Below are 13274 nucleotides of genomic sequence, written 5' to 3' on the forward strand. Positions count from 1 at the left end.
TCGGCGAGATCCAGCCGGGTCAGATCGTGATCGTGGACGTCGAGGGCTGGGACGGCGAAGGCGCCGACGACAAGTCGCACTTCACCTTCCGCGGCAAGAGGACCGGCTTGGACCGGCAACAGCACGCGCTCTGCACCAGTTGCGCCGGGGGCGGACCGAGCGAGGAGTGACCCCCGAGTCCGCTGTGAACCGCTGGAGGCGCACTGCCGCATTGGAGCTGAAAGGGCGAGATGTCCATCACGTGGCGCCAATGGCCGCGCCGCAGGCATATGCGGCTGCGTTCTGTACCGTGCTGGCAGAGGAAGCCGGTGCCGTGGCCACGCGCCGCATCGTGTCCACGACGACGCGGCCGGTAGAGCTCCCCACTCCCCGAGACGCTCACGAACGGACAGACCTCCAGCGGACCCGAAACCACGAGCCCGAGCGGATCCCCTCCTGAGAACCGGGTCTGCCGCAATTTCAATGGAAATCGAAGGCCCGATTTCCATTGAAATTGCGGCAGGACGTCATGCACCGGCCAGACGATGCATGTCGCTGGGGCCATCGGGAGGGTGAGAAGCCCAATGATCACCGCTCGGGCAAGAAATCGTAGGGAGGGAGCGAGCGGTCCCACCAGATGGAGCTGGGTGCGATGGCGCGGCAATTCGACACTCGAAACCTGATCGGCCGTCCGTGCCGCGCCCTCCTGCGGACAAGCCCCCACTTCCTGGGTCAGCTGCGGCTGAGCGCCCGTTCCAGCTGTTCCTTGGTCATCTTCGAGCGGCCCTTGATGTTCTGGCGGCGGGCGTCGTCGTACAGCTGCTGCTTGGTCCGGCCACCGGGACCTTGCCGCTTGCCCGACCGCTTCCCGCCTCGCCGCTGCGGTGACATGTCCTGAGTCGACGTCTTGCTCTGCTGCCGTGCCTGCCCCTGCTGCGCCCGGTCCTTGTTCACGGTCCGCGCAGCGATCTCCTTCGCACGTCCGGCACTCGACCCGCGTTCCTGAGCCTGTTCCTTGATGTGCTCGTACTGCCGCTCTTGCTTCTTGTTCCAGGTCTGCTGCGGCATCGTTCGCACCCCCTCACAGGGTTTCCACCACGTCGGCTACCCGCGAACGACACGAAGAACACCTTCCGGCCACGGCCGTCGATGTCGATCCGCAGAGCCTATCCGGTCATTTCGTCCCAGGTCAGCAGGAGCGGGAACTCCTCGAACACCGGGACTTGGGAATCAAACGGCCTAGTCCAGCCGGCGACGTGCCCGGCGGCGGTCGCGGGACCGTACCGGCGAGCCTAGGGTTGGCGCCGTGGCCGGTCTCGCCCGTCGGGCACTTCAGTCCGAGCTGAGCGCTCCAGTGCGCGTGATGGGCGTGCTGGGCTGGTCTTGCTACGGGTTCCTCCACATCATCATTGCCTGGCTCGCGGTGGAAGTAGCCCTCGGCGATCCGAACGAGCAACCGGCTCCGCAGGGTGCGATCGGCAAGATCGCACAGCAACCCGTCGGCTTCCTGCTTCTCGCGGTCCTGGCGGTCGGCTTGATCGCGTTCGGCATCTCGCAGCTGATCATGGCGGCGATCGGATTCGGCTGGGTGCCGAGCCGCGCCACCCGCGTGGCCCGGAAGTCGGGGGCGCTTGGACGCGCGGTGCTTTCGCTCGGGCTCGGCGTCCTCGCGGCACGGCAGTCCATCGGCGGCCGAGCCGGCACGAGCAACGCGCAGCAGCAACGCCTGACCGCCGACCTCCTCGTGCTGCCAGCCGGCCGGCTCGTCGTCGGTGTGGTCGCCGTGGTGGTGCTCGTGGTCGCCGTCGCGACCATCCGGCGCGGCGTGATCCGCAGTTTCGAGGAGGACCTGAACCTGCGTCCGCTCTCGGCGAGAACCCGGGCATGGGTCAATCGGTGCGGGGTCGTCGGCTGGGTGGCGAAGGGCGTTGCGTACGCCTGCATCGGGTTCCTCTTCGCGGCTGCCGCCGTGTCCAGCGATCCCCGGCGCTCCGGAGGCCTGGATCTGGCTCTGCACCTGCTGTCCGGCTACCCCCTCGGCAAGGTGGCGCTGGGCCTGATCGCCTTCGGGTTCGTCGCCTTCGCCGTCTTCTGCTTCGCGGCGGCGAGAAGTCACCGGAGGTAGTAGCGGTTGCTCAGGACGGCGAGCAGGTAGGTCCGCGGAAGACACGACGATGCCGTACGCCCGGGCGGGCGCGCGAGCCGGTGATCGCGGAGCGAGACGGCTATGCGGGTCGTGACCGGTTGGCGGGCCGCAGCCGGCGGCCGATCGCGTCCGACACCGAACGCCACGAACTCACCGAGAAGTTCGACCGCTGCAAGGAATTGCTGCCGTTCGCCCTCGACGAGCAGCCCTGATCTAATCGCCGGGGCGCAGCAGGACCTTCACCGCGCCATCCTCCTTCCGCTGGAAGATGTCGTAGCCGTGCGGGGCCTCGTCCAACGGCAGCCGGTGCGTCGCGAGGTCGCGCACCCCGAGCGGGTCCGCCTCGTCCCGGACCAGCGGCATCAGATCACCGATCCACCGCTTCACATGGGCCTGCCCCATGCTCACCCGCACGCCCTTGTCGAACATCACCAGCATCGGCAGCGGGTCGGCGGTGCCCGCGTAGACGCCGCTGACCGAGATCGTCCCGCCACGCCGGACCGCGTCGATGCACTGGTGCAGGACCGTGAGCCTGTCCACGCCCGCCTTGGTCATCATCGGCTCCGCGACCGCGCCCGGAAGGGCGCTGACCAGCTTCTGCAGGAACTCCGCACCGGGCGAACCGTGCGCCTCCATGCCCACGGCGTCGATGGCGGAATCCGCGCCGCGCCCCTCCGTCATGGCGCGGACCGCGGAAGGCACGTCGTCGTGCGCGCGGGCGTCGATGACCTCGATCCCGTACCGCAGGGCCATCTCCAGCCGGTCCGGTTCGAGGTCCACCCCGATCACCCGGGCGCCCCTGAAGGCGGCGATCCGCGCGCTCATCTGCCCGATAGGGCCGAGGCCGAACACGACGACCGATCCCCCTTCCGGGACGGCCGCGTACTCGACCGCCTGCCATGCGGTCGGCAGCACGTCCGAGAGGTAGACGAACTGCTCGTCCGGTGGGCCGTCGGGCACCTTGATCGGGCCGAACTGCGCCTGGGGCACGCGCAACAGCTCCGCCTGCCCGCCCGGCACGCTGCCGTAGAGCTTGGTGTACCCGAACAGCGCCGCACCGCTGCCGTGCTCGCGCACCTGCGTCGTCTCGCACTGGGCGTACAGCCCGCGGCGGCACATCCAGCAGCGCCCGCAGGAGATGTTGAACGGGATCACGACGCGGTCGCCGGGCTTGATGTGGGTGACTTCGGAGCCCGTCTCCTGGACGATGCCCATGGCTTCGTGCCCGAGCACGTCACCCGGCTCCAGGAACGGCCCGAGCAGTTCGTACAGGTGCAGGTCGGAGCCGCAGATGCCGGTGGTGGTCACCGCGATGATCGCGTCGGTCGCGGCTTCCAGCCGCGGGTCCGGCACGTCGGTCACCCGGACATCGCGCGGTCCCTGCCAAGTGAGCGCCTTCACGCGCACCTCCGATGTGGTCGATCCGTTCGGCGTCACCCGGGGTGGGTCTCGCCGCCGACGGGTGCCAGCACTTCACCGGTGTAGTAGCTCGAAAGCCGCTCTGATGCGAAGAAGACGTACGACGGCGCGATCTCGTCGGGATGGGCCATGCGCCCCATCGGGGTCTGCTCGCCGAATCCCTCCACCTTGTCCTCGGTCAGCGTCGCCGGGATGAGCGGAGTCCACACCGGTCCGGGGGCCACGCAGTTGACGCGGATGCGCCGGCCGACCAGCGACTGCGCGAGCGACTGCGTGAACACGTGGACGGCGCCCTTCGACGCCGAGTAGTCCATCAGGTCCTTGTTCCCGCGCAGCCCGTTCACCGAGCCGGTGTTGATGATCGCCGCGCCGTCCGGCAGATGCTTCAACGCGGCCTTGCACAACCAGAAGATCGCGTAGACGTTGACCTTGAAGGTCCTGTCGAACTGGTCGTTGCTGATCTCGGTCAGATCGTCCTGCGGCGCTTGCGTTCCCGCGTGGTTCACCAGCACGTCCAGCCCGCCCAGCTGCGCGACGACGTCCTCGACCAGTTCGTTGCAGTACCGCTCGCTGCCGACGTCGCCCCGGTGGAGGTAGCAGGACCGGCCCTGTTCCCGCACGAGTTCGGCCGTGCGCTCGGCATCCTCGTCCTCCATCTCGTCGAGGTACGAGATCGCGACATCCGCGCCTTCCTTCGCGAACGCGATCGCCACCGCGCGCCCGATCCCCGAATCACCGCCGGTGATGAGGGCGCGCTTGCCGATCAGGTGGTGCGCGCCGACGTAATCCCGCATCTCATCCCTGGGATGCGGCCGCATCGCCTGCGTGGTTCCTGGAGGGCGCTGCTGCTGCGCTCGTGCTGTCTTCGGCAATTCCGCCATCGCGAAGCCCTCACCATCGATCGTCCGCTCCGGAAACGCACTACCGGGCTGCCCATGGAAGGCAGACCGCAAACTGAGGGTGAAAGCGCAGTTCGCAGCCGTGTTTTGCAGATCGACGCGCCGGGTAGTTCGGGCCCATCCGTGGTGGAAGGGAGTCGTCGAGTGGGCCGCAACCTCGCCCAGAAGCTCATCGCCTCGCACCTGGTCGACGGCGATCTGTCGCCGGGATCGAACGTGGCGATCGCCGTCGACCAGACGTTGACCCAGGACGCCACGGGCACGCTGGTCATGCAGGAACTCGAAGCTCTCGGTCTGACGCGCGCCCGCACCGAGGTCAGCGTGCAGTACGTGGATCACAACCTGCTGCAGGCGGACGAGAAGAACGCCGAGGACCACGAGTTCCTCCGGTCCGCCAGCCGGCGCTACGGCCTCTGGTTCTCCAAGCCCGGCAACGGAGTTTCGCACCCCACGCACATGCAGCGCTTCGGTGTGCCGGGGAAGGCGATGGTCGGCTCCGACTCCCACACCTGCGCTGCCGGTTCGATGGGGATGCTCGCCATCGGCGTCGGGGGCCTGGAAGTGGCATTGGCGATCGCCGGCGAGCCGCTGCGGATCCGGATGCCCGAGGTCTGGGGCGTACGGCTGACCGGGGAACTGCCGCCATGGGTATCGGCGAAGGACGTGATCCTGGAGATGTTGCGCCGGCACGGGGTCGCCGGCGGCGTCAACCGCATCATCGAGTACCACGGCCCCGGGCTGGCCGGACTCTCCGCGATGGACCGGCACGTCATCGCCAACATGGGCGCCGAACTCGGCGCCACCACCACGGTGTTCCCCGCCGACTCGGCGGTCCGGGCCTTCCTGCGCGCAGAAGGCCGCGAAGACGACTTCACACCCCTGGCCGCAGACACCGACGCCGCCTACGACGTCGAGGAGCACATCGACCTGAGCGATCTGGAGCCGCTGATCGCCCGGCCCTCCTCGCCGGACAACGTGGTGCCCGTGCGCGAGGTCGCCGGCACCGAAGTGAGCCAGGTCGTCATCGGCTCGTCCGCCAATCCCGGTTTGCGGGATTTCGCCATCGCCGCCGCGATCGTCCGCGGCCGCCAGACCGACCACTCGGTCAGCTTCGACATCAACCCCACCTCCCGGGAGATCCTCGAAGACATGACCCGCACGGGCGCCACGTTCGACCTGATAGCGGCCGGGGCGCGCATCCACCAGTCCGGCTGCATGGGCTGCATCGGCATGGGGCAGGCGCCCGCGGTGGGCACGAACTCGCTGCGCACGTTCCCGCGGAACTTCCCGGGCCGATCAGGTACGCGCGAGGACTCGGTGTGGTTGTGCTCCCCCGAAACGGCGGCTTCGTCGGCGCTCACCGGCGTGATCACCGACCCCCGCGACCTCGGCCAGAGCTACCCGGAGCTCAAGCTTCCGGAGAAGGCTTCGGTCAACACCGCAATGCTCGTGCCACCCCTCCCCCGGGAACAAGCGGAGGCAGTGGAGCTGATCAAGGGAACCAACATCTCGGCGCTACCGGAATTCCCGCCGCTGCCCGACGAGTTGACGGCACCGGTCCTGCTCAAAGCGGGCGACAACGTCTCGACGGACGAGATCTCCCCGGCGGGTGCCAGCGCCTTGCCGCTGCGCTCGAACATCCCGGCGCTCGCCGAGCACACGTTCGCGCGACTCGACACCGCGTACCCCCGCCGCGCGCGGGAGCACCCCGACGGCCACATCGTGATCGCGGGACAGAACTACGGCCAGGGTTCATCGCGAGAACACGCCGCGATCACGCCCCGCTACCTCGGCCTGCGAGTCGTGATCGCGAAGTCCTTCGCGCGAATCCACTGGCAGAACCTGGCCAACTTCGGCATCGTGCCGCTGGAGTTCACCGATCCCGGCGACTACGCGGACGTCGGGGTCGACGACGTGCTCCGCCTCGACGACTTGCGCAACGCGCTACCGGCCGGCGACGAGATCACCGTGCGCAACACCACGCGCAACCGGTCCTTCCGAGTGCGCCACCGGCTCTCGCCCCAACAGGTCGAAGCCGTGCTCGCCGGCGGCGTGATCCCGCTGCTGGCTTCTCGCCGAACCTGAACCGCGGTGGCTGTTCGCGAATAGCGCGAGGGAGCCGGGCCGGTCTGCGGCGGGGCTCACTGCTTCCGCGGGCGATCCGCCTTGGGCTTGCCGGGAAGCCCGCCGATGCCGTGCCGCGGCGGGTGCATCGGCTCCGGCGAGCCGCTGGGCTCGACCGGGGAGCCCCCGGGGGTGTCCTCGGTCTCCACCGGCTGCGCCTCCTGCGTCCCGCCCGACGGCGTCGCGCCCTCCCGCAACTCCTGCAACCGGTTTTCCAGCACCTCCACCACTTGAACCCGGTTGTTGTGCACGCGCTCGTAGTCCAGCAGCTGCTGGATCTGCTCGCCGTCCAACGACCGGATCCGGTGCTGCAGGGAGCCGACCGGTACGCTGTCGTAATCGATGAGGGGAAGCTCATGCGGGGCCATCTCTCCTCCTTCGCAACAGCTACAGGCGTTCCCCGTTCCCGGCCGGATCATGCTTGACGCGCCGCTCAGCGCCCGGCCTTCCACCGGGAACGCCGGGAATGGGACGACCGGTAGCGCCCTTTCTGTGGAAAGCTTCCCGCACGCGAATCAGCGTGAAGCTCGGGTGGCTGACCCTCGATGCGCGGAGGGCAACCCGAAAACGGCAGCACCGGCACGGTGCGAGATCAGCCCGGGTGGCTGGACGAAGGCGCGGAGCTACGGCTCGACGGAGAAGGTGTGGTCGACGTGCCGGCGCATCAGCGCTTCAGCGTGTTCCCACGGCATCGGGGCGGGGATCGGGTACAGGTGTCGCGTCCGTGCGAGCTCGCGGTGGGCTCGGGCGAACACCGCGAAATCCCTGGGAAACGCCTCGCGGTCCACTCCGACCAGTGCGCCGACTTTGCGGGCGCGCGCGGTCAGCTTCTCCCAGCTGTCGATCGGTGCGAGCCCGATCGACTCGGTCCCGTGGGAGAAGAGCATCAGGCGAATTTCGTCGGGGGCCCCTGTTCGGTCCAAGTAGGAGTGCGCTGCGCTGAGCGAGTTCTCCGAGTTGAAAGCGAGCCAGAACGGTATTGATCCCGTTCGCACCGTCCACCACGGCTCGACCAGGAGGAAGCAGTCGAACAACAGCCGCTCGGTAGGTATCCCGTTCTGGTCGTACCAGGCGCGGTACACCTCGGCGACCACCGGGCTCATCCGCTCGGGGTGATCGAAACGCACCCGGCGCAGCGATCCTGCTGCCACATCTTCAACGTCCGCGAGCCAGGACTCTTCGAAGCCCCACTCGGCTTCGGGTAGGTAGGTGTCCCACGGAGGCGGATCCCAGCGACGACGGACGGCACCGTAACGCCGGAGCAAGTCCGCGACCCGTGGGCCGCCGCGGTGGTACTCCTCTTCGGTGGCGCCGCCGAGGGCACCGAACTGGAAGTGGTGGCGTTCTCCGACTTCGGTTGCCGGCCACTGCAGGCCGCACTCGACGCTGACGACCACTCCGCCGGGTGCTAGCCGTTCGCGAATGAAGCGCCGGTACGCGTCCGGTAGTCGCAGCCACTTCACGCGGAAGTAGGACATGCCGGTGATCATGAGCCGGTCCTGGTTGGGGTCGTGCATGTGGTGCAGCCCCAGGTGGGGATTCGCATCGAGCAGTTGCCGCCCCGCTTCACGGCCGGCCGCCATTTCCGCACGGGGCGCGTCTCGGTCGACCCCACTCCTGCGCACCGGAAGCAAGACCGTTTGCGGAAGCCACGGAGCACCGAGCGCGGCAGCCAGATGTACCGCAGCTCCGTTGGAGGATCCAAGGAAGATGACCGGGTACTGGCGCTTGGGGTAGTGCTCGGCGATCCACTCGGCCAGGGCATCAGAGCTCACCTCGCTCAGCCGCCGCTGCGGTATCGCCTCCGAAATGCCGCTCAAGGCGTACACGCGATCAGCCAGCCCGTGCGGCATCCGGTTGACGCCTACCATCAGAGCACTCATCACCGGTTCGAGAGCACCCGGCAGCTGGCCGAGCAACGGCGCATCGCTACCGGCGAGGTAGCGGGACAGCCCTCGAAGGAGACCCGTGGTCGAGTCGAAAGAGGCCACTGCTCGCCCAGGCTTCACCGCTGCACCTCCGAGACGAATTCATCGAGTGCGTCGGCCAGACCGGACGGGTCGGCGAAGGGAACCATGTGAGCGGCTCCTGGCCAGGTCCGCAGCCTCCCCTGGGGAAGCAGGCGGGTGACTTCCTCCGCCCAGTCGTTCGGAACCATCCTGTCGTACTCGCCGCGCACGACCAACGTTGGCTGTTGAACCTTCGGCAGCTTGTCCTCGATCGGATCGCACAGGGCTGCCCGAAACGCTGCTGCTACCCGCCGTGGCCCGGCGTCCCGGTAGTCACGGCGGACCAGGGCTCCCAGTCCACGCGGCTCGTGGACGCCGTTGCGCACCCAACGCCAGAGCTGACGCGGGAACGACCGAGCCCGGGCATCGACCGTGGGGCCTACCAGCACCAAGCCGCGAACGTGTTCGGGATATCGCACGGCCAGATCAACGGCGACCTGGCATCCCGAGGAACAACCCAGCAGGTGGACAGGAGAAGCGAAAGTGGTGTCGAGGAACAGGACAAGAGCGTCGGCGAGCACACCGATCTCAATCGGCGCGCGTACGGGCTCGCTAGCCCCGTAGCCTGGCAGGTCCACCGACCACGCCGCACGCTTGCCGTGCAGTGCTGACAGGAGGGGGAGCATCTCCCTGCTGGACACCCCAGCTCCATGAAGGCACACAGCTGGTGGCGATTCGCCGGCAACGTGCCACGAGGCCAGCACAGTGCCTCCGATGTCCGTGAGCTCCTGCTCCATCTCCAGGGGCTACCCCACCTCAGGGCTCTGCATACGCTGCCCCCGCACAGGCGACGAATCAGGGCCCGCTGCGGGAGGCAGGGACGATCTGACGCCTCGATCGCACCCAACGGGCAGAGCAGCCGGCGGATGTGCCGCCGCTGTCTGCCTGATCAGCCACAGCGTCCAACCTCACTCCTGGTCGCGCTCTTCCTCGACGCGCTGCTGCGCCTCCGCGCGGTCGGTCGCGGCGGGCCGTTCCCCGGGGAGTGCGCGGCCCGCGGGTTCGCGCGTGGAGAGCACCGCGACCAGGCCCACCGCTCCGGCCGCGACGAGCAGGAACGCCGGAACCACCTTCATGCCGGTAGCCGCGACGAGCGCTTCGGCGACCAGCGGCGTGGTGCCGCCGAACAGCGCGACCGAGATGTTGAACCCGACCGACACGGCGCCGTAGCGGATCTCGGTCGGGAACAGCGCCGGCAGCGTCGAAGGCATCGTGCTGCTGAAGCAGATCAGCGTCAGGCCGATGATCAGCAGGCCGCCCAGCACCGCCGCCACGCTGCCCTGGCCGATCAGCAGGAACGCCGGGAACGACAGCACGATCAGCGCGACGCTGCCGAACCCGGCGATGGGCAGCCGGCCGATGCGGTCGGAGAACCGGCCCAGCGCCACGATCAGGCCCATCACCAGCACCATCGCCACCAGCACCAGGGCCAGCGAGCTGGTGTGCTGAAAGCCGAGCACGGCCGAGAGGTAGGTGGGCATGTAGGCGGTGAGCAGGTAGTTGGTCACGTTGAACACCAGCACCAGCCCGATGCACTTCAGCATCGACCGCCAGTGGCTGCCGAAGATGGTGCGCAGGCTGCGCCAGGTCGCCGCCGCCTGCGGCTGCTCGTCGCCGGAGGTCGTACGGTACGCGGGCGTCTCCTCCAGCCGGAAGCGCAGGTACAGCCCGATGATCCCGAGCGGGCCGGCCACCAGGAACGGGATCCGCCACCCCCAGGTCGTGAGGTCCTGCGGGGTCATCGTGACGGTGAGCACCGTGACGAGCGCGGCGCCCAGCGAATAGCCGGTCATCGTGCCGAATTCCAGCCAGCTGGCCATGAACCCGCGCCGCCGGTCCGGCGAGTACTCCGACACGAAGGTGGCCGCGCCGCCGTACTCGCCGCCGGTGGAGAAGCCCTGCACGAGCCGGGCCACCAGCAGCAGCACCGGCGCCCAGACCCCGATCGTGGCGTAGCTCGGGATCAGCCCGATCGCCAGCGTCCCCAACGCCATCGTGACCATGGTGGTGGCCAGCACCTTCCGGCGGCCGATGCGGTCGCCGAGCGGCCCGAAGAAGAACCCGCCCAGCGGCCGGACCAGGAACGCCACCGCGAACGTGGCGAAGGTGGACAGCAGTTGCGCGGTCGAGCTGGTGGGCGGGAAGAAGACCTGGCTGATGACGACGGCGATGTAGCTGTAGACGCCGAAGTCGAACCACTCCACGGTGTTGCCGACGGCGGCCGCGGCGACGGCCCGCCTGGCCTGCCGTTCGTCCACAATGGTCGCTTTCGGCTCGCCACCACGGCTCCCGGGCCGATCACGCCGTCCGTCGGTCGCCTCCATACCAAGCCCCCACCCGCATCAACGGCTCACTGCTGCACCGGAAGCGCAGGATCCGGGCCTCCAGGTAGACCGTCGAACGGCTTCTCCTGCCTCGTGCACCCCACTGAACGGCCGCTCCGCCCGCACCGGAGCCGCCGGGCGGCTCGGCGTCCCCCGGGAGTCGTCTTCGTTGAACTACCCCGCTTCGCCCTCTCCCACACCTCGCGTCGATGTGCTCAGCCGAGCAGGACGAGCGCAGCGAGGACCGTGACGCCGAGCAGGAGCCAGGCGACGTAGTCGCCGACGTGTCCGGAGTGCACCTCGTGCAGGACGTCGATGCAGCGCCGCGAAATCGGCCCGAGCACGCGAGGAATGGGCGGCGGACGAACCGCCAGTGCGGCGAGGGCGACCGCCAATCCTGTCGACAGCAACGACAGCCCGATCCCGGTAGCGGTCCAATGTGGTGCCACGACCGGGATCACGGCGCTCCCGCCATCACCGAGCACCTGTGCGGAGTAAGCGGCACCGTTGCGCACTTGCCCGGCGGCGAGGGCAAATGCGCCCGCGACATCGGGGAAGACCGGCACAAGTCCGTGCAGCTCGGCTTCGTCGACCGTGCCGTGCTGGTCCAGCAGCACGCCGACTATCAGGAACAACATCGCCTTGATCCCCGCGTGCGCGACAACGAACAGCAGCACACCGGCCGTGGCCAGGACCGCGGACAGGGCCGCCAGGAACAACCCCATGTGGGCGATCGTGGAGTAGGCCAGTGATCGCCTGGCGGTCCGGGTCGCCGGCCAGCACGACCGCAGTACCGCCCACGGCGAGCAAGACCAAGGCGATGAGGACCAGCACCGCGGTCATGTCGGAGAACCTGATTGGCGGCGCCCGCCTGCTCAGGAGGCGATGATGGGACTGCTCAGCCAGGCGCTGCTCATCCTCGGCGTCGCGGTCGTGGTGATGTTCTCGATCGCCGCCGCATTCGTGCGCGAGCCGCTGTCGCGTCTGCACTTGTTGGCGCCCGTGACATCGCTGGGAGCACCGGTGATCGGCGTCGCGGTGGCGTTGGATTCCGGGGTGTCGCTAAGCGCCGTGCTGGTCATCGCCACCACGGCCGCGATCGCGGTGACCGGCCCAGTGGTGCAGGTGGCGATCGGGCACGCGATCGCCCGGGCACGAGCTGCCGACACCGGCTTCGGCGCCCGGGCCGAATGCGTTGTCCGCACAGGATACCCGGCAACCACGAGCGCCAATCCCTACACACGAGACGAGGTTGACGTGTCCCATGAGGATGGTCGAATCGTGCCGGTGCTCAAGGCGCGGCTGCACGCAGCGCGGGGAGGAGTTGGCGCTGTGCGAAGTCGAAGAACCCGGACGGGTCGGCATCGACGTCGATCTGGACCAGCGCGATGTCGGTGAAGCCGGCCTCCCAGAAAGCCGCCGCGGACTCGACGATCGGAGCGACCTCGGGACCGCACGGGATGCTGGCCGTGATGTCCTCGGGGCGCACGAACTGGGTGGCGGCGGCGAACGCGGCCGGGCCGGGCAGCTCGGCGTTGACCTTCCACCCCCCGGCGAACCAGCGGAACTGCTCCCAGGCGCGCGCGGCGGCGGCATCGCGGTCAGGTCCCCACGCGACCGGGATCTGCCCGATCTTGCGGGACGCTCCGTTCGGTGCGGCGGAATCCCATTCCTGGCACAGCCGGCTGCTCGGTTCGACGGCGATCATCGCATCGGACAGCGGCGCGAACTGCTGGATCGACTGCGTCCCCGAGATCGCGGTGGCCACCGGAACCCGCTGCGACGGCAGGTCCCACAACTTGGCCGAATCGACCCGGTAGTGCGCACCGGCGTGGTTGACGTAACCGCCGTCGAAGAGCGCGCCGATGATGTGCAGCGCCTCGGCGAGCATCTCGTGCCGCACGTTGGCCGGTGGCCAGCCGCGGCCGACGATGTGCTCGTTGAGGTTCTCCCCCGCGCCGACGCCGAGCGTGAACCGGTTGTCGGACAACAACCCGACGGTGGCGCTCTTCTGCGCGACGACCGCCGGGTGGTAGCGGATGATCGGCGCGGTCACGAAGGTCATCAATTCGACCCGCTCGGTAGCCTGCGTGATCGCCCCGAGAACGCTCCAGGCGTACGGCGAATGCCCCTGCTCGTCCAGCCAGGGGAAGTAGTGGTCGCTGATCACCTCGAAGTCGAAGCCCGCACGCTCAGCCGCCGCGGAATGCGCAACCAGTTCCCGAGGACCGGACTGCTCGGTCAACAGCGTGCATCCGAATCGCACCATGCCACCCAGGCTGGCACGCCACCCCGGTATGTGCGTGTCGACCACATCCATCCACTGTGGATAAGTGATTTTTCGGCCGCGAGGAAGTGCGGTATGCGTTGCTGG

Annotated in this window: 13 protein-coding genes; 4 read left to right on the forward strand and 9 right to left on the reverse strand. The window is 68.6% G+C overall.

Going from position 1 to position 13274, the window contains the following annotated elements:
* Positions 1-711: 711 nt before the first annotated feature.
* Complete coding sequence (locus ACWEV3_RS17440; protein ID WP_358504853.1) at positions 712-1047, reverse strand: plasmid stabilization protein; 336 nt, start codon at positions 1045-1047, stop codon at positions 712-714.
* 238 nt (positions 1048-1285) lie between these two features.
* On the opposite strand from ACWEV3_RS17440, the gene ACWEV3_RS17445 reads away from it, so the two are divergent.
* Both ACWEV3_RS17445 and ACWEV3_RS17450 read left to right on the forward strand, forming a co-directional pair.
* Positions 1286-2104 carry a DUF1206 domain-containing protein gene (locus tag ACWEV3_RS17445; protein ID WP_452614847.1) on the forward strand — a complete coding sequence of 273 codons (819 nt, stop codon included), beginning with the start codon at positions 1286-1288 and terminating at the stop codon, positions 2102-2104.
* Positions 2105-2184: 80 nt separating this feature from the next.
* The gene (locus ACWEV3_RS17450) at positions 2185-2337 is read left to right on the forward strand and encodes a hypothetical protein (RefSeq protein ID WP_452614848.1); all 153 of its coding nucleotides are present in this window, start codon (positions 2185-2187) and stop codon (positions 2335-2337) included.
* A gap of 1 nt (position 2338) precedes the next feature.
* Here the strand turns inward: ACWEV3_RS17450 and ACWEV3_RS17455 are convergent, their stop codons facing one another.
* Entirely contained in the window at positions 2339-3526 is a 1188-nt protein-coding gene (locus ACWEV3_RS17455) for a zinc-dependent alcohol dehydrogenase (RefSeq protein WP_452614849.1), read from the reverse strand.
* A gap of 32 nt (positions 3527-3558) precedes the next feature.
* Positions 3559-4425, reverse strand: coding sequence for an SDR family oxidoreductase (locus ACWEV3_RS17460; protein ID WP_452614850.1), 867 nt, complete (start codon positions 4423-4425; stop codon positions 3559-3561).
* Positions 4426-4587: 162 nt separating this feature from the next.
* Between ACWEV3_RS17460 and ACWEV3_RS17465 the strand changes: the two genes are divergently transcribed.
* Positions 4588-6528, forward strand: coding sequence for an aconitate hydratase (locus ACWEV3_RS17465; RefSeq protein WP_452614851.1), 1941 nt, complete (start codon positions 4588-4590; stop codon positions 6526-6528).
* A 56-nt stretch (positions 6529-6584) separates the two neighbouring features.
* Here ACWEV3_RS17465 and ACWEV3_RS17470 read toward each other — a convergent pair whose 3' ends face one another.
* The 5 genes from ACWEV3_RS17470 to ACWEV3_RS17490 all read right to left on the reverse strand — a co-directional run bounded on the left by ACWEV3_RS17470 (position 6585) and on the right by ACWEV3_RS17490 (position 11691).
* Positions 6585-6935: a hypothetical protein gene (locus tag ACWEV3_RS17470; protein ID WP_452614852.1), complete on the reverse strand. Its 351-nt coding sequence runs from the start codon at positions 6933-6935 to the stop codon at positions 6585-6587.
* A 255-nt stretch (positions 6936-7190) separates the two neighbouring features.
* Positions 7191-8576 (reverse strand): hypothetical protein, encoded by a 1386-nt coding sequence (locus tag ACWEV3_RS17475; protein ID WP_452614853.1) that lies wholly within the window; start codon positions 8574-8576, stop codon positions 7191-7193.
* Complete coding sequence (locus ACWEV3_RS17480) at positions 8573-9313, reverse strand: alpha/beta fold hydrolase (protein ID WP_452614854.1); 741 nt, start codon at positions 9311-9313, stop codon at positions 8573-8575. Before ACWEV3_RS17480 ends, ACWEV3_RS17475 begins: the two co-directional genes overlap by 4 nt.
* Before the next feature lie 171 nt (positions 9314-9484).
* On the reverse strand, positions 9485-10900 hold the full coding sequence (locus ACWEV3_RS17485) for an MFS transporter (protein ID WP_452614855.1): 1416 nt from the start codon (positions 10898-10900) through the stop codon (positions 9485-9487).
* A gap of 215 nt (positions 10901-11115) precedes the next feature.
* Positions 11116-11691 (reverse strand): proton-conducting transporter transmembrane domain-containing protein, encoded by a 576-nt coding sequence (locus ACWEV3_RS17490; protein WP_452615010.1) that lies wholly within the window; start codon positions 11689-11691, stop codon positions 11116-11118.
* Between the two features lie 148 nt (positions 11692-11839).
* Here ACWEV3_RS17490 and ACWEV3_RS17495 point away from each other — a divergent pair, with 148 nt between their 5' ends.
* On the forward strand, positions 11840-12298 hold the full coding sequence (locus ACWEV3_RS17495) for a monovalent cation/H(+) antiporter subunit G (RefSeq protein ID WP_452615011.1): 459 nt from the start codon (positions 11840-11842) through the stop codon (positions 12296-12298).
* Here ACWEV3_RS17495 and ACWEV3_RS17500 read toward each other — a convergent pair.
* The gene (locus tag ACWEV3_RS17500; protein WP_452615012.1) at positions 12192-13166 is read right to left on the reverse strand and encodes a TIGR03557 family F420-dependent LLM class oxidoreductase; all 975 of its coding nucleotides are present in this window, start codon (positions 13164-13166) and stop codon (positions 12192-12194) included. The two genes, ACWEV3_RS17495 and ACWEV3_RS17500, sit on opposite strands and share 107 nt — an antisense overlap.
* Between the last annotated feature and the right edge of the window lie 108 nt (positions 13167-13274).

It is taken from the genome of Saccharopolyspora sp. NPDC003752, from assembly GCF_053605825.1.